This is a genomic window from Streptomyces sp. NPDC059696 (genome assembly GCF_042733745.1).
Classification (GTDB): Bacteria; Actinomycetota; Actinomycetes; order Streptomycetales; family Streptomycetaceae; genus Streptomyces.
Map to the genome: position 1 here is coordinate 267,804 of NZ_JBHWFG010000005.1, position 25,544 is coordinate 293,347.

The 25,544-nt window shown below is 73.1% G+C and carries 19 protein-coding genes; 9 read left to right on the plus strand and 10 right to left on the minus strand.

Annotated features, from left to right (window positions below; translation table 11 throughout):
- Positions 1-93: 93 nt before the first annotated feature.
- Together ACFV20_RS07955 and ACFV20_RS07960 are read left to right on the plus strand one after the other, a co-directional pair.
- On the plus strand, positions 94-702 hold the full coding sequence (locus ACFV20_RS07955; RefSeq protein ID WP_385653698.1) for a TetR/AcrR family transcriptional regulator: 609 nt from the start codon (positions 94-96) through the stop codon (positions 700-702).
- Complete coding sequence (locus ACFV20_RS07960; protein WP_385653700.1) at positions 677-1,669, plus strand: phosphotransferase enzyme family protein; 993 nt, start codon at positions 677-679, stop codon at positions 1,667-1,669. Before ACFV20_RS07955 ends, ACFV20_RS07960 begins: the two co-directional genes overlap by 26 nt.
- Positions 1,670-1,800: 131 nt before the next feature.
- Here ACFV20_RS07960 and ACFV20_RS07965 read toward each other — a convergent pair whose 3' ends face one another.
- From ACFV20_RS07965 to ACFV20_RS08000, 8 genes are all read right to left on the minus strand, one after another.
- Positions 1,801-3,483: a DUF2264 domain-containing protein gene (locus tag ACFV20_RS07965; RefSeq protein ID WP_385653703.1), complete on the minus strand. Its 1,683-nt coding sequence runs from the start codon at positions 3,481-3,483 to the stop codon at positions 1,801-1,803.
- A gap of 92 nt (positions 3,484-3,575) precedes the next feature.
- Entirely contained in the window at positions 3,576-4,619 is a 1,044-nt protein-coding gene (locus tag ACFV20_RS07970) for a rhamnogalacturonan acetylesterase (RefSeq protein WP_385653705.1), read from the minus strand.
- Between the two features lie 105 nt (positions 4,620-4,724).
- Positions 4,725-6,137: an RICIN domain-containing protein gene (locus tag ACFV20_RS07975; protein WP_385653708.1), complete on the minus strand. Its 1,413-nt coding sequence runs from the start codon at positions 6,135-6,137 to the stop codon at positions 4,725-4,727.
- Between the two features lies 1 nt (position 6,138).
- Entirely contained in the window at positions 6,139-7,254 is a 1,116-nt protein-coding gene (locus tag ACFV20_RS07980) for a family 43 glycosylhydrolase (protein WP_385653710.1), read from the minus strand.
- Positions 7,255-7,564: 310 nt separating this feature from the next.
- Entirely contained in the window at positions 7,565-7,921 is a 357-nt protein-coding gene (locus ACFV20_RS07985) for a hypothetical protein (RefSeq protein ID WP_385653712.1), read from the minus strand.
- Positions 7,922-8,155: 234 nt separating this feature from the next.
- Positions 8,156-8,533, minus strand: coding sequence for an MOSC N-terminal beta barrel domain-containing protein (locus ACFV20_RS07990; protein WP_385653715.1), 378 nt, complete (start codon positions 8,531-8,533; stop codon positions 8,156-8,158).
- Positions 8,534-8,556: 23 nt separating this feature from the next.
- Positions 8,557-9,675, minus strand: a complete 1,119-nt coding sequence (locus ACFV20_RS07995; RefSeq protein WP_385653716.1) for an aminoglycoside phosphotransferase — start codon at positions 9,673-9,675, stop codon at positions 8,557-8,559.
- Between the two features lie 9 nt (positions 9,676-9,684).
- On the minus strand, positions 9,685-11,076 hold the full coding sequence (locus ACFV20_RS08000) for an amino acid permease (protein WP_385653719.1): 1,392 nt from the start codon (positions 11,074-11,076) through the stop codon (positions 9,685-9,687).
- Between the two features lie 129 nt (positions 11,077-11,205).
- Between ACFV20_RS08000 and mmuM the strand changes: the two genes are divergently transcribed.
- Positions 11,206-12,117 (plus strand): homocysteine S-methyltransferase, encoded by a 912-nt coding sequence (mmuM, locus tag ACFV20_RS08005; protein WP_385653721.1) that lies wholly within the window; start codon positions 11,206-11,208, stop codon positions 12,115-12,117.
- A gap of 234 nt (positions 12,118-12,351) precedes the next feature.
- On the opposite strand, the gene ACFV20_RS08010 is transcribed toward mmuM, so the two are convergent.
- Positions 12,352-13,842, minus strand: a complete 1,491-nt coding sequence (locus ACFV20_RS08010; RefSeq protein WP_385653723.1) for a hypothetical protein — start codon at positions 13,840-13,842, stop codon at positions 12,352-12,354.
- A gap of 225 nt (positions 13,843-14,067) precedes the next feature.
- Here ACFV20_RS08010 and ACFV20_RS08015 point away from each other — a divergent pair, with 225 nt between their 5' ends.
- The 5 genes from ACFV20_RS08015 to ACFV20_RS08035 are packed head-to-tail and all read left to right on the plus strand — an operon-like array spanning position 14,068 to position 22,257.
- The gene (locus tag ACFV20_RS08015; protein WP_385653725.1) at positions 14,068-17,484 is read left to right on the plus strand and encodes a hypothetical protein; all 3,417 of its coding nucleotides are present in this window, start codon (positions 14,068-14,070) and stop codon (positions 17,482-17,484) included.
- Positions 17,481-19,118 (plus strand): TolB family protein, encoded by a 1,638-nt coding sequence (locus ACFV20_RS08020; RefSeq protein ID WP_385653727.1) that lies wholly within the window; start codon positions 17,481-17,483, stop codon positions 19,116-19,118. The genes ACFV20_RS08015 and ACFV20_RS08020 overlap by 4 nt, the downstream gene beginning before the upstream one ends.
- Entirely contained in the window at positions 19,115-20,296 is a 1,182-nt protein-coding gene (locus ACFV20_RS08025; protein WP_385653728.1) for a hypothetical protein, read from the plus strand. Before ACFV20_RS08020 ends, ACFV20_RS08025 begins: the two co-directional genes overlap by 4 nt.
- Positions 20,293-21,657, plus strand: a complete 1,365-nt coding sequence (locus ACFV20_RS08030) for a hypothetical protein (protein ID WP_385653730.1) — start codon at positions 20,293-20,295, stop codon at positions 21,655-21,657. The genes ACFV20_RS08025 and ACFV20_RS08030 overlap by 4 nt, the downstream gene beginning before the upstream one ends.
- 30 nt (positions 21,658-21,687) lie before the next feature.
- A complete protein-coding gene (locus ACFV20_RS08035; RefSeq protein ID WP_385653732.1) occupies positions 21,688-22,257 on the plus strand; it encodes an SLATT domain-containing protein in 570 nt (189 codons plus the stop codon).
- 23 nt (positions 22,258-22,280) lie between these two features.
- On the opposite strand, the gene ACFV20_RS08040 is transcribed toward ACFV20_RS08035, so the two are convergent.
- The gene (locus ACFV20_RS08040; RefSeq protein ID WP_385653734.1) at positions 22,281-23,897 is read right to left on the minus strand and encodes a carboxylesterase/lipase family protein; all 1,617 of its coding nucleotides are present in this window, start codon (positions 23,895-23,897) and stop codon (positions 22,281-22,283) included.
- 403 nt (positions 23,898-24,300) lie between these two features.
- Here ACFV20_RS08040 and ACFV20_RS08045 point away from each other — a divergent pair, with 403 nt between their 5' ends.
- A complete protein-coding gene (locus ACFV20_RS08045; protein WP_385653735.1) occupies positions 24,301-25,344 on the plus strand; it encodes a LacI family DNA-binding transcriptional regulator in 1,044 nt (347 codons plus the stop codon).
- Positions 25,345-25,544 lie beyond the last annotated feature (200 nt).

Genomic DNA, 25,544 nt, shown 5'->3' on the forward strand with positions numbered 1-25,544 from the left:
CGCCGCGCACCCACCGGCGGATACCATCGCCCGGCGCGTCCGGGGGACCACGCCTGTCGCCCGGCCCTCAGCGAGAGGTGACCCGAACATCCCATGCCCAGAGCCGGCCTCACCCCCGAGCGTCTCGTCGCCGCCGCCGTCGAGCTGGCCGACGAGGTCGGCTTCGAAGGTGTCACGCTGTCCGCCCTGGCCCGTCGCTTCGGGGTGAAGGACGCCAGTCTGTACACCCATGTCCGGGGGCTGAAGGACCTGCGGACCCGCATGGCCCTGCTCGCCGGGGGCGAGATGACCGCCCGGATCGCGGACGCCGTCGAAGGGCGGGAGGCCGGACGGGACACGCTGGGCGCCTTCGCCGCCGCCTACCGGGCCTACGCCCTGGACCACCCCGGGCGGTACGCCGCGACACAGATCCGCATCGACCAGGACCTCGTCACGGACTCCCCCGCGATGCGCCGCACGGCCGACGTCACCTACGGCATGCTCCGCGCCTACGGCCTCGACGAACCCGACCTCACCGACGCCGTGCGCCTGCTGCGCAGCACCTTCCACGGCTACTGCGCCCTGGAGTCCACCGGCGCCTTCGGCGCGCCCCGGGACGTCCAGGCCTCCTGGGACAGGGTGATCGACGCCCTGCACGTACTGCTCCTGAACTGGCCCGGCGAGAAGGGGACTTCCGATGGCCGTACGCACCCCGTCCGATGACACCGCCGGTGTCATCGCCGAGCGCTACTCCCTCGGCACCGGCCCCTGGACCATGACACCCGTCACCCGGGGCGCCCTCGGCCAGATCTGGAAACTCTCCGGAAACGGCCGCTCCTGGGCCGTCAAGGAACTCCTCTTCGGCTGCGACGAGGCCCAGGTCGCCCGCGAGGCCGCCTTACGGGACTCCGCGGCCGGGCTCGGCATCGCCTCCCCCCGGCTCCACCCCGACCGGCACGGCGCCCATGTCTCCCGCCTCCACTCCCCCGGCGGCGGCACCTGGGTGAAGCTGTACGACTGGGTCGACGGCGTCGCCGCGGACCCGGCCGACCCGGACGTCCTGACCTGGTTCGGCAGGACCATGGCGCTGCTCCACCAGGCAGGTCAGGGCGCCGTCGCGCCCCCTGACGACTGGTACGAACGGTGTCCCGACGACGCCGCCTGGGAGGACGCCCTCAAGAAGGTGCGGGACGCGGGCCTGCCCTGGTCCGGTGAACTGGACCGCTTCGTCGCCACGTCCGCACCCCGGCTGGCCCACTGGGTCACCCCCTCGGCGCCCGGCGACCTCGTGACCTCCCACCTGGACCTCCAGCCCCAGAACGTCCTGATCGGCCCGGACGGGCCCGTCCTGCTCGACTGGGACAACGCCGGTTCCGTCGCGGTGGAACGGGAGTTCGCGGGCGCCCTCCACGTCTGGTCCGGCGGCAACGAGGTGGACATCCCCGCCGCGCGGCTCCTGGCCCGGGCGTACCGGGAGGCGGGCGGCCGGGCCGTGGTCACCGGGCCGGAGTCCTTCTCCATGCTCTTCGCCACGGCCCTCAACTACATCCACGTACAGGCCGCCACCGCCGTCGAGCCCACCGTGACGGCCGCCCAGCGCGAGTTCGGGGCCCGGCAGGCCGTGGCCTTCCTGCGCAACGCGCCCGACCTGGCCGCCGTCTCCCTGCTGGTCGCCGCGCTCGACGAGTAGAGGCCGTGCGGACCCCCGGCCGCCCGCGAGGACCCGGCCGACCTGGCGACCGACCGGCCCGGCCGGGCCGACTCGTCGCGGCTCGCGGCGCGCGGCTCGCGATTCGCGGCGCGCGGCTCGCGGCGCGCACCTCAGTCGACGTGCACGCCCGACGCGTCCAGCCGGACCCGCACCTCGGGACCCTCGCTCCAGCGCACCCGCAGCTCCCCCTCCCCGGACACGGTCACCGAGACCGTGTCCGTCAGCGGAACCGGATCCGCCTCGGCGGTGAGCCTGGCCAGGGCCACGAACAGGGTGGAGTCCCCCGCGGTGACGCCGGTCAGGTCGTCGTCGAGACCGACCGCGGGCAGCAGTTCCGCCCGGGGGCCGTCCGGCGCGGCCCAGCCGGTCACGCGGACCTCCGTGCCCGGTTCCGTCCCCGCGACCAGGTACGCCCGCACTTCCGCCGCCCCCCGCGCCAGCACCGCACTCGTCACCCGCGCTCCTGCGCCCGCGTCGTGCCGGGAGGCCGCCCAGCCCTCGCCCACCCCGAGCGGTTCGATGCCGGTGCGGCTCGGGTCGCCGCCGACGAGGACGCTGTTGTCGTACGCGGGCACGGGTGTCGTCACGGTGGAGTACGCCAGCCGCGTGTAGTACGGGTCGTAGCGCACGTCCTCGCTGCCGTGGTTGTGGAGACGGACCACACCGTCGGAACGGGTCGACTGGAGCAGCCAGTTGGGCGGTCCGACGGGGGTGACGAAGTCCGCGCGTTCGGAGGGGGCGGGTTCCTCCGGTGCCGTCCAGACCTCGTGGTCGGGCGGCAGGAGCAGGCCGAGGAAGCCCTTGCTCGCCCAGTACGGGGAGGCCGGGCCGGAGTAGCCCTGTAGGACGGACTCGTCGTAGCCGTGCCAGCCGAGGGAGAGCAGGCCCCGGTCGTCCACCGCGCCCCGGTCCAGGAAGTACTTCAGCGCGCCCGAGGCCAGGCGCCGGGTCTCGCCGGGGGGCAGGGGCGTACGGCCGGTCAGCGCGCCGAGCCACAGCGGGGCCGTCGTGGCGAAGCGGTACGTCAGCGAGCGGCCCTGGTGCAGGGGGGCGCCGTCGCCGCCGAACAGACGGGCGTAGTCGCCGAGGTGACGGTGGAGGCGGTCGCCGTACCGGGCCAGCAGACGCTCGTCGCCCTCCAGCCAGGCGTGCAGCACCGGGTAGAGATGCATCGCCCAGCCGTTGTAGTAGTCGTACTTGCGGCCGTCGCCGTCGGTGTACCAGCCGTCGCCGGCGTACCACTGCTCGATGCGTTCCAGCCCCCGGTCGATCGCCGCGCGGGAGGCGTCCGGCTCGTGGCCGATCTCGGCGAGGAAGCCGCCCACGGTGACCGGGAACAACTCCCAGTTGCAGGGCCAGGGTTCGGCCGTGAGGGCGTCGGTGAGCCAGGCGGCCGTCCGCTGGCGTACGCCCTCGTCCAGGCGGTCCCAGAGCAGGTCGCGGGTGAGCCGCAGGGCCAGGGCGATGGACGCCGCCTCCACCAGGGACTGGTGGCGGTCCTCGATGCGGGGCCAGACGCCCGAGACACCGGCGGCGAGGCCGGCCGCGTAGCGTTCCAGGGCCTTCCCGTCGCGGCGGAAGGCGGCGAGCAGCAGGGTGCGTGCGTAGCCCTCCAGGCCGTCGGAGAGGCGGCCCGACCAGCCGGCCCGTTCCCCGGGCAGGTGGTAGAGCGCCTGGTTCTCGGTGGCGTACGGCGCGACGGCGGTGAGCAGGGAGTCGGCCGCCGCCTCCCAGTGGGCGCGGGTGTAGCCGGTGATCGGGGAGGTCGTGCGGTCGGCGGGAGGCAGCTGCATCGGGTGTCTTTCGTGTGTCTCTCGTGCGCGGGCCGGTGGATACGGGTCGGACCTGGGGCGCCCCGGTTCCGGTCGGGGCGCCCCAGGGGCTCTCATCCCACCCGGAGCATGCCCTCGGGCACCAGACGCCGGGTGACGAGTTCATCGCGGACGAGGCCCGCGTAGGCGGTCGCCCCACGCACGGAGGTGTGCGTGTTGTCCCGCGCCTCGTCGGTGAGGTAGAGCGCTGTGGAGCCTGCGACGCCGAGGGATTCGACGAGCGCCTTGGTCTTCGCCGTGAGGTCGATCAGCGGGACGCGCCGGGCGGCGGCGACCGCGCGGATGACGGCCGGGTGGTCGACACCGAGGCCGTTGACCAGGAGCGCGGTTCCGTTGTTCAGTGTGCCGTCGGTGTTGAACCAGCGCCGCACGACGGGAGTGACAAGGACCGGCTGTCCGCCCCGCTCCCGGACGCCGTCCACCAGGGTCTCCAGGTTGGCCCGGTAGGTGGCCTCGTCCGTGGTCTTGTCGTTGTGGGCGAGCTGGACCAGGACCAGGTCGCCGGGGCGGATCAGGGGCCGTACGGTGGCCCACAGCCTCGGGTTCCCCAGATACGAGACCGTACTCTCCCCCGAATCGGCGTAGTTGGCGACGGACAGGCCCTTGCGCAGGTACCGGGGCAGCTGCTGGCCCCAGCCGGAGTACGGGTCGCCGGGCTGGTCGCAGACGGTGGAGTCGCCGATCAGGAGGATCTGGCGGGTGTGCCGGGCCGGGGTGACCCTGATGTCGGCGAGGGCCGGGGCGGAGCCGCCGATCCGCAGGTCGAGGCCGGGGGTTCCCTCGGGGCCGGTGGGCTCGCCCTCGGGGCTGCGGACGTTCACCGTGAAGCCGCGGGTGATCCGCGCGCCGGCCGGTACGGCCGTCTCCGGGAGCAGGGCACGGCGGGTCTCTCCGCTGACGCCGGTGCTGGACGCCGTCTCGCCGCCGAGCGTGACCCGGACGTCGTAGGTGCCCGGCGGGACGTCGAAGTGGCAGGCGCCGGCGGTGCAGTGGCCTGGCCCCGGGTCCGCGTGCCGTCCTCCCGCGTGGGCGGGTGCGGACGACAACGCGGTTCCCAGGGCCACCGCCGCGGCGACGGCGATGCTGAAACGTCTCACTCCAGGCTCCTCCCGGCATGCGACACGACCTGGAGGGGGACCGTACAGCCTTCGGCAAGCGCTTTCTAGACTGATGGGAAGGTGCGCGGCGTTCCCGCAGCTCGGTCAGGTGCCGCGTGTCCACTGCTGGTTGGAGCCACCGTTGCACGTGTACGTGATGAGTGCGGCGCCGTCGGCGGTGGACGCCCCGTTCACGTCGAGGCACTCGCCGCTCGCACGGGACTTCACGGTCACGTAGGAGCCGGTGGTGGTCAGCGACCACTGCTGGCCCGTCTCGGAGGAGGCGCAGGTCTCCTGGGTGACCGTGCTCGCGTTCTCCTGCACGCACAGGCTGCTGTTCCTGACCATCAGCTGGTGGTAACCGCCGCCGACCGGCTTGAACCAGTACTTCTGGTTGGCACCTCCGTTGCAGTCGTACTGCTTGATCTGGGCCCCGGGCCAGAGCGACTGGCTGGTGACGTCCGCGCACTTGGAGGAGTGGCGGGCGATGAGCGTGTGGTACGTGGCGGCGGTGCCGGTGACGGTTCCCGCTGCCGTGTCGATCGTGATCTCCGGCGACCAGGACATCGACAGGGTCGTCGAGGTGGGGAAGGTCAGGGGCAGCCACACGTACCGCGAGTCGTTGACGGTGCCGCCGAAGGAGTTGCCCCAGCGGTCGCCCAGATACAGGTAGGAGGTGCCGGAGGTGCCCTGCACGGGCAGCACGAAGGCCGTCTGCGAGCCGTATGCCGTCGCGTCGCCGGCGTTCTTCATCGCCGACCAGGGTCCGGCGATGCTGGTGGCCGTCGCGTACTGCTGCTGGTTGGGGTTCCAGCCGGTGGCGCCCGAGGTCAGCATGAAGTACACGCCGCCCCGCTTGAACAGGGCCGGGGCCTCGCGGTGTCCTCCGGGCCACGGGTTGGCGACGAGGCTCGCGACGCCGGTGTAGTCGGCGGTGAGGCGGTAGATCTGGAGGTCGTAGTTCTCGCGGGCGGCGGAGATCATGTATCCGGCGCCGTCGGTGTCGGCGAAGACCGTGATGTCGCGGGACATGTGCCGGCCGAGCGGACGGAAACTGCCCTTCCAGGTGTAGGCGCCGTCGACGGTGTCGGAGACGGCGACGGCCGCGCGGGCCTCGCTGTAGTCGGTGCCGTTCTCCTTGTGCATCCACATCACGAACGTGCCGGTGGCGGCGTTGTACATCACCTTCGGCCGCTCGATGTTGGCGGTCGCGAGCTCCGGGTCACTGGCCTGGGTGAGGACGTGGTTGCGGAACTCCCAGTTCTTCAGGTCGGTCGAGCGGTAGGCGTCGACGTAGCGGAAGGTGTTGTCGGCGTTGCGGTGCTCGCCGAACCAGTAGTAGAAGGAGCCCACTTTGAGGACTCCGCCGCCGTGCGCGTGGACGGGGTTGCCCGAGGTGTCGGTGAACTGGGTGCCGTTGGCGACGGTCTGGGGGGCGGCCTGGGCGGTTCCGGCGGTGGCGAGGGCGCCGAACAGTGCGAGGCACAGGGCGAGGAGGGCGGCGTGGGCCCGTCTCATGTCAGTCACCCGCCGTTGCCGAGTCGGCGACCGGGATGCCGAAGTCGGGGGTGCCGTCGGGTTTCCAGCCGAGCCTCTGGACACGGGTGTGGCGGTTGGGGTCGTTTAGCGGGTCGCCGTTGATGTGCTTGTACTGGCGGGCGTGGTAGACGAGGACGTCGGTGCGGCCGTCCTCGGCGACGGTGAAGCAGTTGTGGCCGGGGCCGTACTGCTTGGTCGTGTCGTTGCTGGTGAAGACCGGGGTGGGCGATTTGGTCCAGCTCACGGGGTCCAGGAGATGGCTGTCGGCGTCGGCGGTGAGCAGGCCCATGCAGTAGTTGAAGTCGGTGGCGCTGGCCGAGTACGTCATGAAGAGGCGGCCGTTGCGCTGGAGGACGTACGGGCCCTCGTTGACCTTGAAGCCGATGCACTCCCAGTCGTACTCCGGGGTGGAGAGCCGCACTTGCGGGCCCTTGAGGGTCCACGGGTTCGCCATCTCGGACAGGAAGATGCCGGTGTTGTTGTCCAGGCCCGGCTCGTGCTGGGCCCAGGCGAGGTAGCGCTTGCCGCGGTGGCTGAAGGTGGTGGCGTCCAGGGAGAAGGTCTCCCACGCCGTCTTGATCTGGCCCCTCTCCACCCAGGCGCCGCGGAAGGGGTTGGGGTGGGCGTTCTCCAGCACCCATATGCGGATCGCCCAGACGTCCTCGGCGGGTGCGGAGGCGAAGTAGATGTACCACTTGCCGCCGATGCGGTGCATCTCCGGCGCCCAGATGTGGGCACCCATGGGGCCGGTGGCGTGGGCGCGCCAGATGACGGACTCGTCGGCCGTGCCGAGGCCGTTCAGGGTGCGGGAGCGGCGCAGGATGATGCGGTCGTACTCGGGGGCGGTGGCGGTGAAGTAGTAGAAGCCGTCCGTGTGACGGTTGATGTGCGGGTCGGCGCGGTTGCGGACCAGCGGGTTGACGAAGGGGGCGAGCTTCGGCCGCCCGCCGGGTGTCGCGGAGGCGGTTTCCGCCGGGGGTGCCGCCTGGGCGACGCCGGGGAGGGCGGGGACGGCGGCCAGGGCGCCAGCGGTCGCGGCACCCTTCAGCAGCAGCCTGCGGCGGGGGGACTCGGGCAGAACAGGGTCGCGGCTCATGCGGCCTGCCTCTCATGGGGTGGGGGGGAACACACCACTCGTCCGACATCTCGAACGTCATCTGGCATTACGAACGCCGAAAAGGTAAGGGTGTGCCACGAGGAGGTCAACGGGTCTGACGGGCCGAGTCGTTCACCGCTTCTGAAGGGCCGGCCTCACCGAGGTGAGCACCGCAGAGCCGCGGGTGGGGTGGAAGGGCCACGCCTTCCGCCGGAAGCAGTCGGCGCACCGCGGCCTGATCAGGGAAGTCCTGCTATCCCTGCACGACGTGGCCCTTCAACGCGTGGAGCTCAGACGCGCCCTGCGCGCTTCACTCGTCCCAGAGCCTGTCCAGCAACTGATCAAGTGCGTTGGCGGGGCTCTCCAGGGAGAGCACCCGCAGGGCGGCCCGCTGATCGTCCGAGAGGGTCCTGATGAGGTACTCGTACGCCTCCTCTTGGTCGTCCAGGAGGCTCGACGGCTCAGGATCGGGTTCGCTCTCAGGAGCGGGGGCGAGGGCGGGCTCCACCGTGCCGTGCGTCAGGTCGGGGTAGCAGGGGCCGTACGGGGCTCCGACCTCTCCGACCTCCCGTGGAGCTCCGAAGGCGATCTCCCTACCCAGATCGATGTGCTGCTGGTACTCGAGCGACGCGCGGGCCATGGCCCATTCCTGCTCGGCATAACTCATGTGCACTTCCTCACTCCTGGCAGAGCATCAGTGTCCGAGGATTCGAATGATCACCTCAAGTCCGGACATCCGTGTTCTCCATCCAGAGGGACATGTCCTTCTTCTCCAGCTTCGAGATGATCAGATGTCTCTCACGGCGGTGGCTTCGAGCAGTTGGTCAAACCCCTCGGTCCGGTGTTCGCCGTGCGGACCATCCGCCCGGGCGGCGCCGGGCGGCCGGGGCGGGCTCCGGGCTCACAGTTCGGACTCGCGCCACTCCACCACCTCGACCTCGTCCCCCACTGCCACCGTGCCGGGTCGGAGGACGGCGTACTTCGTGCCGAAGGCGATGCCGCCCTGGCGGGCGCGGCGGTAGGTGGCAAGGGTGCGCAGGGGTTCCGGGCCCGCTCGGGTGCCAGTGTGCTGGTCGACGAGGGTGACCGCGCAGCGGATGCGGGGGCGTATGACGGCCGGCAGCGGGTTCCGGCGCTGCGTCCGGTACACGCCCTCCTCGCTGACGACCATGAAGCTGCGGTCGTGCGCCGGCCCGGCCGGCGTCAGCAGCGCCTCGCGTATCGACGTCCCGGCGCAGCCCTTGACGGGGTAGTACGACAGCTCGGCGACTCGGGCCATGACCTCTCGTTCCGTTCGGCGGTTCAACGGCCGCTGGGGGCTTCGGGAAAGCCGAGCAGGGGAGCCAGCGTCCGCGCCTCGGCCGCCCACTCGGCCAGGAACGCCAGGGCCAGGCTCCTTTCCCGGGACCGGAGTTCGGCGGTGACCGTGCCCTCACCGGCGTAGGCCACCGGCTGCTCGTGCGCCCGCGCCGGCATCAGGGCCGTGAGCCGGCCGTACTTCACCGCGGACGCGCACACCCCCAGCCTGACGAGGCGTTCGTCGCCCCGCCAGCCGCTCCGTCGCAGCCCTTGCACGTAGGCGTCGTAGGCGGCCTTGGCCAGGCCCGGCAGGTCGGCGGCCGGGACGAACAGGCCGAAGACGCTGTCCGGGAGGTAGCTGCCGAGGTCCTCGCCGAGGGCGCCGTCGCCGGTGTGAGCCCAGTCGAGCAGGACGCTGGCGCCGGGTCCGCCGGAGACGACGTTCGCGGGCCTGTGGTCGAGGTGGCACAGGGCGCGGGGCAGCGCCTCCATGACCGTGAGGAACCACGCGCGGTCCAGGTGGAGACGGTCGAGGTCCTCGCGCAGTCCCGGCGGGAAGTGCCGCCGCACCAGGGGGTGTTGCCACGCTCCGTCGTCGTCGAGCGGTTCCTCACCGGTCGTGTTCCCACAGGTGTCGTCCCGCGGGAAGGACCGGGACAGCCAGGGGGCGTCCTCCCCCGCGCCGACCGCGCCCTGCGCGAGGCCCAGGCGGTGGGCGTGGTCGACGTGGCCGGTGAGGGGCCAGACGGTGGCCGGTTCGCCCGGCACGTCCTCCAGCCACAACGCCACGTCGCCGTCCGGGCGTTCGACGTGCTCCAGCAGGCGGGGAGCCCGGAGGCCGTGCCGCTGCCACACCCCGGCGAGCCCCGTCCGGTAGACGTAGGCCTCACGGCGCCAGAAGTTCCGGTGACGCGGGTCGTTGGACGCCGACCAGGCGACGCCGGTCTCCTTCGTCCGCGTCAGCACCTTCAGGACGGCCGAGCGGCCGCCGCCGATGACCCGCCACACGCCGGCCGTGGCGCCGTTCGACGGGTTGTACGCGAGCGGCTCGAACACCGCCCGGTCCGCCGGGACTCCCAGGACCTCACGTACTTCGGCATGCGGTGCGGCGACCTCGGGCATCCCCCGATGCTATGCCTCCGCCACGGCCCTGTCCTTGCGTCCCCGCAGCCACACGTACACGGGGATCCCCGCGAAGAGGAACAGCACGCCCTGGTAGACGGCCGCGTATCCGGCGCCGGCGATGAGCCAGAACGAGAAGCCGAAGGAGAGGACGGCGACGGTCAGGTCACGGGCGAGACCGGCCGGGCGGATCCGCTCGCGGGTGCCGCCGGCCAGCCAGTACAGCTGGGCCGCCGCCGACAGCAGGTAGGGCACACAGCCGGTGAAGGTGGTGATCAGGACGAGGACGCGGAAGGTGGTGTCCGGTCCCGCCGTGTAGTTGAGGGCGATGAGGACGCTGCCGAGGACCGCGCAGGCCCACACCCCGAAGCCCGGGACGCCGCCCTTGCCGAGGCGCGCGAAGGGCGCCGGGAAGAGACCGTCGCGGGCTGCGGCGTACGGCATCTGCGCGGCCATGAGGATCCAGCCGTTGAGACAGCCGGTGATCGAGGCGACGGCGACCAGGGCGATGGCCGTGCCGCCCCACGCACTGCCGGTGACGGCGTTGACGGCGTCGGCGAACGGCGCGCCCGAGTCGACGAGCCGGTCGTGCGGGACCAGGCCGAAGACGGCGATCGTGCCGAGGACGTAGACGAGGGCGGAGGCCAGCGTGCCGAGGACGCTCGCCCGGCCGACCGTGCGCTCGGGGTCACGGACCTCGCCCGCGCTGACCGCGGCCGACTCGACCCCGAGGAAGCTGTAGAGCAGCAGCGCGGCGGAGGCGGCCAGCGCACCGGAGACGCTCTGGCCGGAGGCGTTGAACGGGCCGAAGTTGTCCGCGTCGACGAAGAACAGACCGACGGTGGCGAGCAGGAGCAGCGGTACGAACTTCAGCACGGTGGAGACGACCTGCACCGCGCCGACCCAGCGTGTGCCCGCGAAGTTCGCCGCGGCCGGCAGCCACAGGGCGGCCAGGGCGACGGCGGCCTGGAGGGCGTGGTTGCCGTGCAGGGGGATGAGGACGTCGACGTAGCCGACGACCGCGACGGCCAGGGCGGCGATGCTGACCCAGCACATCGTCCAGTACGACCAGGCCGACAGGAACCCGGCGAACTCGCCGAAGGCGTCCCGGGGGTAGACGTACAGACCGCCCGTGACGGGGCTGCGCCGCGCCAGCCTGCCGAAGAGCAGCGCGAGCAGGACCGCCCCGACCGAGAGCACGAGGAACGCGAGCAGGCTGACCGTGCCGTACGGGGCGACGGTGGCGGGCAGGGCGAAGATGCCGCCGCCGATGATGTTGCCCATGACGAGGGCCGTGGCGGCGGCGAGGCCGAAGGTGCGGCGGGGAGCGGAGGCCGGGGCGGTTGCGGTGGTGGCCCGGTCGGCGGGTTCGGCGGCCTCGGTGGGGCTGGGGACGGTCATGAGGGTTCCTGTACAAGCGGAGGGGGAGGGTCCTGATCGTAAACCGCGATCCCACATGCTGGTCCACCTGTTCATTTGATGGACACACACGGCTGGGACCTGCCGCGGAACGTCGACTACCGTTTCGGCATGACCAGCACCCTCCCCCTCGCAGAAGCCCTCGCCGCCGGGACGGTCGTCCTCGACGGCGGCATGTCCAACCAGCTCGAGTCGGCCGGTCACGACCTGAGTGACGAGCTGTGGTCGGCGCGGCTGCTCGCCGAACAGCCGGAGGCGGTGACCGAGGCGCATCTCGCCTACTTCCGGGCCGGGGCGGACGTGGCGATCACGTCCAGCTACCAGGCCACGTTCGAGGGGTTCGCGGCGCGCGGGATCGGCCGGGACCGGGCTGCCGAACTCATGGCCCTGAGCGTGGAGCTGGCCCGGGTGGCGGCCCGGCGGGCGCGTGCCTCGCGTCCCCTGTGGGTGGCCGCCTCGGCGGGTCCCTACGGGGCGATGCTGGCGGACGGTTCGGAGTACCGGGGGCGTTACGGGCTGAGCGTGGACGAGCTGGAGCGTTTCCACCGGCCGCGCCTGGAGGTACTGGCCGCGGCCCGGCCCGATGTCCTCGCACTGGAGACGGTCCCGGACGCCGACGAGGCCAGGGCCCTGCTGCGGGCGGTGCGCGGGCTCGGAGTGCCGGCGTGGTTGACGTACTCCGTCGCCGGGGGCCGCACCCGTGCCGGACAGCCGCTGGAGGAGGCCTTCGCCCTGGCCGCCGAGGCGGAGGAGGTGATCGCCGTCGGCGTGAACTGCTGCGCGCCGCAGGACGTGGACGCCGCGGCGGCGACGGCGGCACGGGTCACCGGCAAGCCGGTCGTCGTCTACCCCAACAGCGGCGAGACCTGGGACGCCGAGGCGCGTGCCTGGACCGGTCGTGCCACGTTCACCACCGGCCAGGTGAAGGGCTGGCAGCAGGCGGGAGCCCGGCTGATCGGCGGCTGCTGCCGGGTGGGCCCGGACGGCATCACGGGCATCACGCAGGCGCTGGGGGCGGCGTAGGACACGGCCGGCCGACGTCACCCCGACCCTCGCGGTGACGCAGGCCGCGCGGGCACGGCGCCCCTCGCGGTGACGCCGCCTCGCGGGCACGGCGCCCGCGCGTGCATGCCGCCGCACGGTCACGCCGCCCTCGCGTGCACCCCGCCTCGCTGTCACTCCCGCCTCGCGGTCACCGTGCCCCTCGCGGGCACGCCGCCCCTCACGGGCACGCCGCCCCTCGCGGGCATCCCGTCCTCAGCCGTGCACGTCCTGGCAGCGCTCGTCGTACGAGCCCGGGTGGCAGAAGACGCCCACCACCGAGTCGCCGATGGTGAGGCCGACGGCGCTGTAGGGCTCGCGGGTGAGGGTGACGCGGTCGCCGGGGGCGTGGCCGCGATCGGTCGCGTTGGCGGAGCGCACAGTTCCGCGCAGAGTGCCGCGGGGGCCCTCCTTGACTGTGCCGGTGACGAGCCCGCCCCAGGTGGAGGTGGTCACGTCGTCGCAGGGCGGGGCGTCGGTGGCACAGTCGCGCAGCACCCGGTAGCGGTAGGTGAACTCGCCCTGCTCCGTGACCTTCAGGGTGCCCTGCGCCCAGCTCCAGGTGCCGGTGACGGCCCGCAGCCCTTCTCCCTTGGTGGGGATGCGCTTCGGGGCGTGACCGGGCGGGGTGCCGATCCACACCCGGGTGCGGGCGGGCGGGTGCCCGTCGGGTTCCGGGTCGGTGCCGAATGCGAGGAGGGTGCCGTCGTACTCGGCGGCCGCGTCCACCCGTACCGACTGCCGGAACCCGTCCTTGCCGCTCGTCGCCTCGGTCCAGCGCCGCCCGTCCGCGGAGGACCACAGGGCGCCCGTGAGCCGGGCGGGCGTCTCGGTCGAACCCAGGGCGGCATAGCCGTGCGGCACCGCGAGGACCTGGCCGACCCGGGCCCCGGCCGAGGGGCGGGAAGTGCCCGCGCGCGCAGCCAGGGGTGCGGGAGGTTCCGAGGTCCTGCGCCAGGTCTCACCGTCGGAGCTCTTCAGGGTGAAGGAGGCCGACGTGCCGAAGGCGTCCGCGCACTTCGCCCACACCGTGAAGTCCTCTTCGCCCGCGAGGGCGCCCACCTCCGGCTCCTGGTCGGGCCACTGGGGGCAGGAGACGTCGTACGGCGCCCGGAAGGAGGCCGAGCCCTTGGAGGTCCAGACGCGCAGGCTGCGGCCCCTCTTCTGGTCGGTCACGGTGTCGAAGGGGCCACCGGTGTGGCTCACCACGACCGCTCCGCGCGGTCCGCGGGCCGCCGCCAGGACGACGTTCGACGCTTCCCCCTCGGGCAGCGGCTCCGCCTTCCCCCACCGGCCCTCACCGCGGTACGGCATGGTCGCCGGCAGTTCCTCGCCGTCCCGGAACAGCCGGCCCGCGGCGATCACGTCACCGTCGTGCGCGGCGAGGACGTCCGCCTTCATCTGCTCGGCGGAGGGCCGGGACGACCGCCAGGAGATGCCGTCCTCGGAACGGTAGAGCTCCGCTCCACCGCCTCCTGGGCTGACAGCGAGAAGGAACCCGTCCTTCGACGCCACGAGCGAGCGGGCCGTCACCCCGAAGAACGCGGGGGGCAGTTCGGGCAGCGGGATCTGACGCCAGCGCGCGGCGGCCACGTCGGGCCCGGGCCGGTCGTCGTCCGGCCCGCTCTGGCAGGAGGCGAGCAGGAACGCGACGCAGAGCAGGCAGAGAAGGCGCCGGAATCCCCGGCGGGGAGGCGTGGCAGCCACTGCGCTCCTTCAGCTCGTGAGCGGGCGTACGCGCCGGGAAAGGATGGCAGACCTTCGCAGTCGCTGCGACACAAGAGGTCATTTCTGTTCCTGTTGGTTCGTATGTGATCGAACGTGCATGACCGAAAAACCGACTGTCTTTCAATTCCGGTCGTTCCGGCCCCTTTTCGCCGCTCCCGATGCCAAGATGACCCCCCACTGATCGTGCAGCCATGGAAGGCAGAAGTGGCCGAAGAACGCCTGCTCCCCTCCGCGGTCCGAGAGCTGTTGCACCGCCTGCCGCGCGGGACCAGCGAAGCGGATCTGTACCGTCGGCTGATCCGCGAGGGCCAGCCGCTGCGCTTCCTTTCACACTGTGTCGCCGAGGGTGACACGGAGGCGTTGCGGCTCGCCATGGCCGGCCATACGCCGTTGCACGACGTACTGGAGGAAGCCCACTTCTACACGCGGTTACCGGAACCCGTGGACCCGCCCCTGGTGGAACGCGAGTCGGCACCGGCCCGCGCGTTACGCGCCTACGCCGCCCTCGGACTGGCCCTGACCGGGGACGCCGACGCCGCCGAAGGACACCTGCGGACCGGAATGTCCTGGCTGCTGCGCAGCGGCGCCGCGTCCATGGTCGACGATGAGGCGGCGTCACCGAGCACGGCGGCGTGGACCCCGCCGGCCGGGGCACCGCGCGGTGAGCGGATCACCCGGCTGCTCGCCGCCGACGGGATTCCCGGCGCGGTCCGCGCACACCTGTCCCTCGTCCTGCTCGCCCTCGACGGCAGCCTGCCCAAGGCCCTCGACGGGTCCCGCCTGACGGTGCTGGCCGACCGCGGCGACCGGGGCGCGCGCTTCCAGCTCCAGGTGGACCTGGTGCGCGGACTGCCCACGGGGCTGCTGCCCGATCCACGGTCCATGTCGGCCTTCCTCGGCGACGACAGGTTCCGGGGCTCCCTCGACGACGCCTGGCGGACCGCGCGGCCGGAGAAGCTGAAGGGCGCCGTGCTCTGGTCGCTGCGGGACGAGGACGGCCCTGTCGGCCACGTGAGTGACTCCTCCTTCGGTGCTGCCTTCGCCGTTCTTCTCACAGAGCTGGGCAGGACCCGGGGCAGCGTGCTCGGGCCTCTGCGGCTGAGCCGGGCGAACCCCCGTACGGCCGTCGTCGGCGCGGTGTCCGCCGCGAATCCCCGCGTCATCGAGTCCGTGGGCGGCTACGACAGCAAACTCAGTGTGCTGAAGTCCGGTGACCGGGTCGTCGTCCCCCAGCGGGACGCGATGAAGGCCCGTGCCGTGCACAGCCCGGCCACCGTCGTCCCGGTGGTCACCGTGGACGAGGCCGCCAAGGTGGCTCGCCGGCTCGACACCCGCGCGATATCCCGGCTGGTGGCCGGTGTACTCGTGACCGCTCTCGTCGTCTCCCTCGCCGCCTGGGGCCTGGAGGCCGGGGAGAACGACCGGATCAACCGCAAGGCGCAGGCGGCCGGACTCGCCGCGCAGGCCGTCCGTCTCAGCGGCAGCGAACCGCGCAGGGCGGGGCTCCTGGCCCTGGCCGGGTACGAGATCGACCCCGGGAACAAGGAGGCCGCGGACGCCATCCAGGAAGTCCTGGAGGCCAATCGCAACACCGTGGGCACCTGGGTGGGCGACGAGACCTTCGTCGACGCCCTGGCCGTCGACGCCGCCGGTCACCGGGCCTACACCTCGGGCGGCGACGACGCGATCCGGGTCTGGGACACCCGGTCGGGGCGCAAACTCGCCGAAGTGGAGGGCAGGGCGGCCGGGCTCGTCCGCGGCGACGAGTCGGGTGTCCTCGCCGCCCATGACGGCAGGGACGTCAGGCTGTTCGACGCGTCCGGCCCCAGGCCCGAGGCGCTGGGGACCGTGCAGGCACCCTCCTGCACGGGGGCCTACAGCGAGATCATCGGGATGGACTTCACGGCCAACGGCTCCGCCCTCACCACCGTCTGGGACGACGGCGCCGTGGCCGTCACCGACCCGGTCAGCCGCACGGTGACCAGCTGCCTGAGGCTCCGCGACATCGCGGGCAAGAAGATCCGCGACCTGCTGCGGCCGAACCGGACCGCGATCAGCGCGGACCTCGTCACCGGTCACGCGGATCCCGACGGCGGCGACCAGGCCGTCCTGCTCCTGACCACCAACGACGTGGTCACGGTGGACCTGCGGACGGAGAAGGTGTCGCACGTCCTCAAGGCCGACCGGGTCCCCGGCACCGCCTCCCTGGTCCGAGCGAGCCAGGACATGGTGGTCCTGGCCGTGGACAAGGGGGTGATGGCCTGGGACCGGACGCGCAGCAGCCTGATCACGGACCGTCTGGCCGGGGTGTCCCGGCGGCCCGCGGGCCTGGAACTGGACGGCGACGACGTCGTCGTGGCCGGTGCGGACGGCACGGCGGTGATCGACGTACGGCCCGTCCTCGGCACGCCCGCCGAGCAGTTGGCCACACCGAGCGGGGGGCGGTCCGTCGCCGCCGTGCGGGCCGACGACGGAACCGTCGTGGCGGTGGGCGAGAACCGGGTCACCGTCCTCGCCGACGCACCGGTGCAGCGGGCACTGCCCCCGGCGAAGCCCTCCACGGGCATGGCCTTCGGCCCGGGGAACACGCTGCTCCTGACCGACTTCGCGACCAACAGCTCGCAAGGCGCCTACACCATCGACCTGGACTCCGCGTCCGAGATCTCCGGTGCCGCCGGGTCCTCCTACGAGCCCGTGGTCGACTATCCCGCCCCGGCGGCGTACATCAACTCCCTCGCGCTGTCGGACAAGTACGTGGCCGCCGTCGGCCAGAGCCGTGGCCTAGGCGCGGTGACGTTGTGGAAGCGGGACGGTACCTACCTCCAGGAGATCCTCATGTCCCCGGAGCAGGACCGCGGGCGGAAGCTGGAGGAACGCATCGTCGCCCAGGTCACCTTCGTTCCCGAGGCCCGGTTGATGGTGGCCCGGCAGGTCAGCGGAGACGTGGGCATCTGGTCGACCGGCAGCTGGCAGCGCCTGGGCACCCTTCACCTCGCCCCCGGCACCACGGCCATGGCGATCCACGGCCGGACGGGCGTCTTCACCGAGGGCGAGGGGAAGAAGACCCGGCTCGTCCAGGTCGACCTGGTGACGCGGAAGCGGCTGCGTACCGTCGCCGCGCCCCAGGTCGTAAGGCTGTCGGTCTCGGACGACGGGGCGCGGATCGCCGCCCTCTCCTGGGCCGACCGCACCATCAGGCTGCTGGACGGCAGGAAGCTCACCCCCGTGCGCTCGCCCCTGCGCCTGCCCGCAGGTGAACTCGCCGGCGACATCGCGCTCTCACCGGACGGACGGCTGGTGGCGACGGCGATGGGCAGTCAGGTGCTGGTCCACAACCTCAGGACCGGACAGCAGACGATGCCACCCCTGCGCGATCCCAACGGCGACGACGTGGTCGAGGTGCTGTGGTCCCTGAACGGCGCCTATCTCGCCGGGGCCACGCTGCCGCCCCGGCGCGAACACAAGCAGCCGGGCGCGGTCAACCTCTGGCGGATGACCGAGGGCTCGCCGAAGGAGCGGATGTGCGACTGGGCAGGCGGCGGTCTGTCACGCGAGGAGTGGAAGAAGAACGTGGACGCGTCGGTGCCGTTCATCGACCTGTGCGAGGGAGTGTCCGGGTGAACCGGCTCCGCACGGCGGTGAGATGGGCGGCGGCCCTGGTGGTGGGGGCGACACTGGTGGGCGCGGGCTGTGACGCGCCGGGGGGCGGGGACGACGCCGGGAACGGTGATGCGCGGGGCCACGGCGCTCCTGTCCTCGCCTTCGTCCGGCCCGCAGCGGGCGAGATCGTCCTGGCGGACGCCACCGGCCGCACCTGGCGCGGGGCGCGGCTCAAGGCCGAGCCCGACGACGTCCGGTGGTCCCCCGACGGCTCCACGCTGGCCTGGATCGACGAGGAGGGCGACGCATCCGACGGACGCAGGATCCACCGCCTGGACGTCGCCACCAGCCGTCTGCGGTCGACGCCCTGCCCCTGCCACGGAGTCGGCTTCCTGGGCGACGAGGCCGCGACGCTGACCGCCGACGGCGACGCGCTCCTGTTCTTCGCCGCAGACGGGAAGGTCCGGCGGGCGCCGCTCAGCGTGCCGCTCACCGACTACGCCACGATCGCCGCCGGTGGCCGGGACGCGGTGACGATCGCCAATTCCCTGCCGGAGGAGAAGGCGGGGCGCGGCCAGTTCGAGATGGTGGCCGCCGACCGGTCGGGGAAGGTCCGGCCGTTCCTTCCGGCCGGTGCGCCCACGTCGTTCGCGCAGGGCGAGCAGTCCCCCGACGGGCGGCGCATCGCCTGGGCGTCGGCGGACTCCGGCGGGGCCTGCTGGAACGTCGGGTCCGTGCGGCTCGCGGCGTACGGTGTGAAGGGCCGCCAGGAGCCGGACCGGCCGACCGACGCGGCGATGACCGACGCCCTGCTGGAGGACCGGGTCCTCGTGAGCGGACTGGCGTGGGCGGGCCGGGGCCTCACGGTGACGTTCGGACCGCAGTCGGGGTGCCAGGCCGTGCCTCCCGCGCGCTTCGTGTCGTACTACCTGCGCGACGGCCGGTGGCGCTTCATCGGCTCGGGCATGCTGGCGGTCGGCTACGGCCGTCAGGGGCGTGCCGCACGGCTGCTGGTGCCCGAGCGGCCCGCGCCGCAGAAGCCGGACGAGTACGCCTTCCCCCTCCTCGGTGACCTGGTGTTCACCGACGGGCGCGGTGCGCGGCACGACCTCGGCTCCGGGGTGTCGGCGTTCGTCTTCACCCCGGTGGAGGCCGCGGGGGCGGGCGCGCCTCCCACCGCGGCACAGCCCGGGCGGGCCCGGGTGGCCAAGACCGGCGACCGCGGCGAACCGGTGCCGGCTCACCTGCGGGCGCTGGCGCAGCGCATCAGGGACGCGGCCGAGGACGACGACGTCGCCCGCCTGCGGGCGTTGTGCGACCCGTGCGACGACGAGACGCGGGCGGCGCTGCGGACCTCCGAAGGCCGCCGCGAGCTGGTACGGCTGCTCGGCAGCCACCCCGGCCGGACCGACAACGGCATCGTCTTCCCCGGACTCGCCGCCCACCGCTGCGTCGACGAACCCGCGCGGGACATCACCTGCACCGCCGCACAACTCGCGGACATCGCCCTGCTCGACATTCCGGTGGACGACAGCGGCACCTTCGACAGCGACACGTACAACGGTTCCGTCTACGAGCCGGAATGGGAACAGCGACTGCACCTGAAAACGGGTGCGGGCGGAAAGGCCCTATGGGTGGGGAGGATCGCGCCATGACCACCACGGACGACGTGGAGGGCGCCGCCATGGCGGACGGCACACCGGACGCGGGCTGCGACTGCGGGCGGGACTGCCCGCCGTACCTCCCCGCGACACGGACCGAGGAGGTCCGCGCCCCGGACGGACCGGTCATGGCGGACGATGTGGTGGGGGGTGACCGTGTGGTGGGGTTCGCCTATGTGCCGCCGCAGGAGGGGACACCGGCCGGAGCCCCGCACGACCGGCTGCTGACGGAGGGCGACGGCGGTCTTGCCTCGCCCCCGCCCCGCCCCGTTCCCGCGCTCCGCCCTCCGGGCCCCGGCGACGAGCGGCTCCCTCACGACAGGCTGGCGGAGCACTGCGTGGTGCCCGCCGCCCGGCAACACCGGTGCCTCCCGGCGGCCGTGGGCGACCTGCTGGCCGACGCCCCCTGGTCGCGTGTGCTCCCGCGGCTCGCCCGGAGGGTGCGGGGCGCCGGACACGAGCTCTGGCTGTGCGGCGGGGCGCCCCGCGAACTGCTGTCCCGTCGCGGCCGGGACACGGTCCGGGACCTGGACCTGACGGGCACCGCCCCGGCGGGACGCTTCGCGGAACTGGCCCGCCGTACGCTGGAGGAGGACGGCGAGACGTACGAGCTGAGGACTCCCGTGAGCCCCGACACCCTCGTGTGCACCGTCCTCGGCGAAGACGAACAGATCCCGCTGCTGGAGTACCGGGGGCTTGGCGTGGGCGGCTTCGCCTTCCCGGCCACCGGCACCGACCTCGTTTCCGACAGCCTGCAACGGGACTTCACGGTGAACAGCGTCCTCTACGACTTCGAGCGGCACCTCGTCCTGGACCCGGGCGAACGCGGCCTGTCCCATCTGAGGGGGACCGCGCGGGTTCTCGCCCCGGTCGCCCAGTCCCCCGATCCGCGGGTCCAGGCCGCACTCGCGCTGCGGGCGGTGAAGTTCCTGGTGCGCTGGGAAGCCGACGGCCCGGTGGACACCGACGAACTGCGGTCCTGGACGAAGGAGTTCCCCGACGACTTGGCGGACCGGGTCCGCGAGCGGGGCGACCCGGCCTGGGCGCAGTTGCTGGCCCTGCACCACGAAAGCCTGGGCGGCGTCACGGCGGACCGGCAGACAGCCGTGGCGCGCACCCTGGGGCTCGGCGTGGAACGCCTGCTGAGGACACTGCTGGGGAGTCCCGCATGAACGGCGACACCGACGGCCGCGGTTCCACACCCGCCGCGCACCGGCCCCTCGCCCGCTGGGTCGCCCGACTGGGCGCCACCGGCTCCGGCGCCCACGCGTCCGGACCCCAGCGGATCACCGGGCCCGTGAACGACGGAGCCGAACGGACCGACGCGCGCATGCTCCCCGTGTTCCGGGATCCGGCGTGGCGGAGGAGGAGCGTGCCCGCCCACCGGGGCAACGGTCCGGCCGTCCCCGCCCTGGCGCTCCACCACCCCGTGCGCGGCGTCACCTACGTGGAGCTGGACGATCACGGCAACCCCCTGCGGGCGGGCGCGCGCGGCACGGAACTGGTCGCGCGGATCGAGACGCGATGGGACGCGCCGCCCTCGGACCCGGACGCCCTGGGTGTCCTCGCCGCCGAGAGCCTCGACCTCAGGCACGCCCTGCTGCACCGCCTCGCAGCAGAGACCGCACCGCCGCCGGCCCTCTTCCACACGCTGCCGTGGGACGCCCTGGACACGGTCGCGGACCAGGTGCTGGCTCAGCTCGACGGCGCCGCCCCCGCCGGGCGGCCGGGTGTCGAACTGCGGCACTGGTTCACCCCCGCGGCGACCCGGCTGGCCGGTCCGCTGGCCGTCCTGGAACGCGGACTGCGGGAGCGGCGGCACCCGGCGGCGCTGCGTCACGAGGCAGCCACCCTGCTGACGGGCCTGCTGGCCGCCCGGTCGGAGAGGATCCCCGTTCGCACGGCCGACCGGCTCGCCCTGCTGGCCGAGCGTCTGGCCACGCGGGACGTCCTCCTGCGGCACCCGGCCCGGGTGGTCGCCTCCCGGCTGCGCACCACCGGCCCGCAGCGACGGTCGCCCTCCCTGTCCGTCCGCATGGACGCCGAGCTGCCCGCCGCGGCGAACCGGGAGACCGGCCGTACGTACCAGCAGTCCGCGCAGGACGACCTGTTCGCGGTGAGGGCGGAACAATCACCGGGTGGCCGGCTGTGGGTGACGCTGACCCTCCCGAGCCCCTCCGCTGCCGGGGAAGGGTGGTCGACCGCGTCCGGCGGCCTCGTGGCGCCCCTCGTCCTGAACGTCGGGGCGTCGCGGCGGCGCCGCTTCTGGATCGCGCTGCGCAGCCGGGAGGAGGGCCTGACGGGGGCCCTGGACCTGGTCGCGCCACCCGAGCGTTTCGAGCTGGTCGCGGACGAACCCGCCGTGCCCTTCGCGGCGCTGCGTTCCGTCCCCGCCGCCGAACTGGTGCCGTCGCTGCACGCCTCCTCGAACGTCACGCTGCGTCTGTGGGAGTCGGCGGCGGCGTCCCTCCCACCCGACCATGCCGTACCCGGGGCCCTTCGGCTCTTCCGGGAGGAGATCACCCGCCGGTGACGTGGGTGGCCGACGACGAGGAGGGGCACGGTGGCAGACGACGGGCAGGCCGATCCGCAGACCCGGCGGGCGGCGATCGCGGACGAGCTGCGCAGGCTCGAGGAGAGCGCGATGTACAGCGCCCAGACGCAGTTCGAGACGGCGAAGCACTGGCGGGGCGTGCACCTGATGATGGGCATCCCCACGAGTCTGCTGGCCGCGGTGGCCGGTACGACCGCGCTGGTGGAGTCGACGGGGCGCATCGCCGCCGGCATCCTCGCGCTGGTGTCGGCCGGGATCAGTGCCGTCATGACCACGGTGAACGCGCCGCAGCGCATGTCCCACGCCACGGGTTGCGCCAACGCCTATCTGGAGGTGCAGACGGCCGCCCGGCAGGCCCGGACCGTGGACCTGCCGGTGCTGCCGGTCGACGAGGCCCGGGGTGTGCTGGCGGAGCTGACGGCCCGCCGGGACGAGCAGAACCGGGCGGCGGATCCCCCGGGGCGGCGCGCCTACCGGCGTGCCCAGGCCAATATCGGGCGCGGCGGCCAGACGTACGCGGTGGACCGTGGACCCGAGGTGCCGGGCCGGGAGACGGCGGAACCCTCCACGACGCCGTGAGCGGGCTTCTCCCAGGGCGTGGCTCAGTGCCGGCGCAGTGCGCCGGAGCGGCGGAGTCGGCGTACCGCCGAGCGGAGTTCCGCGCTGCGCGTGGGTGAGACGTCGGCCGCGACCGGTTCGGGTGCGGCCTCCGGGGGTGTGGCGGCGTCGGATTTCCAGAAGGCGATTTCACGGTCGCGGGGGCCGTACGCCGTGTAGGCCAGACCGTTCTCGGCACCCGGTGCCCGGTCGCCGAAGACGCGCACCGGGTGGGTTTCGTCCCAGCGCCGCCAGCCGGGGTCGCCGTCGGTGGCGAAGCGGACCCATGCCCCGTGCATCGCGTCGGCCAGTTCCTGCGGGGCACCCTCACCGGCGAGTTTGCGCGACTCGGGGACGTCCCCGGTGTCGAAGACGAAGCCGAGTTCCAGGGCGTGGCAGGCGCCGAGGCCGGGCAGGTTGGAGGGCCAGGCGAACTCGTAGACGTACGAGGGTTCCGTGCGGGCGTCGGCCAGGTGCTGCAGGGGGATGCGCAGCAGGTGGTCGGTGACGAGCTGGCCGACGGTCTCCGCCGTACCGGCCTCGGGGTGCAGGGTGCGGTAGCCGCGCGGGACGTCGCTGCCGCAGTGGCAGCGGGCCATGGCTCCGGCGAGGGCGACGGCACCGAGGCGGTCGACGCGTTCCAGGAGTCCGCCCGGCACCAGCCACAGCCGGTACTCGTCGCGGGTCCAGCCCAGCAGCAGTTCGACGCCGGGGGCGGCGCCGCCGTCGGTGAGGGCCTCCAGGGGGTCGCGCGGGACGACGTCGCCGTCGATGACGAGGCCGAACGCGGGGCCGCCGACCACCGGGCTGCTCAGCCTGCTCACGTCGGCCTGGGTGCGCAGCAGCAGGTCGCGGTCGACGGCGGCGAAGGCCTCGGCGGTGGCGGGGATCTTCAGCCGGGACGCCATGCGGCGGACCATCCGCCGCACCTTGGCCCGCTCGGACGCCTCCGGTGGTCCGCTCTGCAGGACGGCCCGCCGGACCAGGCCCTGGGTCTGCGGGGCGGCGATGAGGGCGCCGATGCTGATGGCCCCGGCGGACTGGCCGAAGAGGGTGATGCGGCCGGGGTCGCCGCCGAAGGCCTCTATCGCCTCGTGCACCCAGGCCAGGGCGGCTATCTGGTCACGCAGGCCGGGGTTCGGGGGTGTGTCCGGGAACAGTCCGTAACCCTCGACGCCCAACCGGTAGTTGATGGAGACACAGACGACTCCGTCACGGGCGAAGGCGTGCCCGTCGTACACGGGTACGGCCGAGGATCCCCTGGTCAGGGCGCCGCCGTGCAGCCAGACCAGGACGGGCAGGCGGGCCTGGGGGTCGGGCTGCGGGGTCCACACGTTGAGGTTGAGACAGTCGTCGCCGGGCACGACCGGGTCGGACAGGTAGCGGGCGAAGGCCTCGGAGTAGGGCGGTTTCGGCGGGGTGGGGCCGAAGGCACCGGCGTCACGGACACCGTCCCAGGGCGGCAGGGGCACGGGCGGCCGGAAGCGGCGCGGGCCGAAGGGAGGGGCGGCGTACGGGATGCCGCGGAAGACCGCGACGCCCCGTTCGCACCGGCCCCGGAGGGCGCCGTAGGGCGTGCGCACCACGGGGTCCGCCTGCGGTTCCGTCCGGTCTGTGGTCATCCGTCCACCAGCCTCCTCACCGCGCTCGTGCACCGTGAAGATCAGAGCAACTCATTCTGGCCGGGTATTCCGGCGCACGGGCGGGCGGGAGGGCCGTTCGGGTTACCCGGCGCACGTCGGCGTGCCGAACCCGAGGCGGTCGCGCGCGTTCACGGCGGGCATCAGCGGGTGACGGCCGGCTGCCCTGCGCGCCCGGCTGAGAGCGCTGTTCGCTGAGAGCACTGTTCGCGGTTTCGAAAGTTTTGGCCGGTGGGCGGCGGTGCGTTCGGTTTCCCTTCCCGCCGCCCTGCGCCCCACCTAGAGTAGGAAGCGCTTTCTGCCCGGCCGGACCCCGTGACCGCCGTGTGCAGCGCTGGTCGAAACTTTCCACGGCCCTCGGGCGGGCCGGAGAGGTGGGTTCCCGATGGTCCGTACGGCGAGTGCGAACGTGGCGGCCGGTCCGACGCTGGCGGTCGTGGCGCGCGAGGCGGGAGTGTCGGTGCCGACCGCTTCGAAGGTGGTCAACGGCCGCGAGGACGTCGCACCCGAGACCCGCCGCCGTGTCACCGAGGCGCTCGACCGGCTCGGCTACGTGCGCAGACCCCGCTTCGACGCGGCGAAGGCGCCCCGGCTGGTCGACCTGGTCGTGCACTCGCTGGAGAGCTCCTGGTCCGGCGCCGTCCTGCACGGCGTGGAGGAGGCGGCGCACGACGCGGGCCTGGAGGTCGTGGTGTCGGCGGCGCTGGTCCGCTCCCGGGTCGGCCGCCCGGAGCGCGGCTGGCTCGACAAACTCGTCGCCCGGGGCTCCTCCGGGGTCCTGTTCAACCTGGCCGAACTCAGCGACTCGCAGTACGCGTGGCTGGAGCAGCACCGCATCCCCTTCGTGATGATCGATCCGGTGCAGGAACCTCCGGAGGGCGTGGTGTCGGTGGGGGCTGCGAACTGGCAGGGCGGCCTGACGGCCACGGAACACCTGCTGGCCCTGGGCCACGAGCGGATCGCCGTCATCGCCGGCCCCCGGCGGACGCTGTGCAGCAGCGCGCGGGTCGCCGGGTACCGCTCGGCCCTCGCCTCGGCCGGGGTCCGGCACCGCCCCGAGTACGTGCGGCACGCCGGTTTCGACGAGAGCGTGGCCCACCGCCGCATGGGGGAGCTCCTCGACCTGTCCGAGCCGCCGACCGCTGTCTTCGTCTGCTCGGACCGGATGGCACTCGGTGTCTACGCGGCCCTGGCCGAAAGGGGGTTGAGGGTCCCGGACGACATCAGTGTGGTCGGCTTCGACGACCTGCCCGAGGCGCGCTGGGCCTCCCCCGGCCTGACCACCGTGCGCCAGCCGCTGTCCGAGATGGCCGCGACGGCCCTGCGGTCGCTGCTGCGTCTGATGGACGGCCACCACCCGGAGAGCACACGGACGGAGTTGTCGACACGACTGGTGGAACGGGCGAGCACGGCGGCGCCGCGCGCGTAGGAGAGGCCTGCTGTCGCCGGGACGTGGGAGCGGCTCCCGGCGCAGGCGCTGAGCGGGGTGGCCTCGCCCACGCTGCCGGGGACGCCGTTCGCGGTCGACGCGATCCCGGCCCGTCCCGGCCGCCCCGGGGGGGCCGCGGGGCGGGCCGGGGGCGGGGGGGCGGGTAGGCGCGGGGGACGGGAACGGCGGCCAGGGCCGCA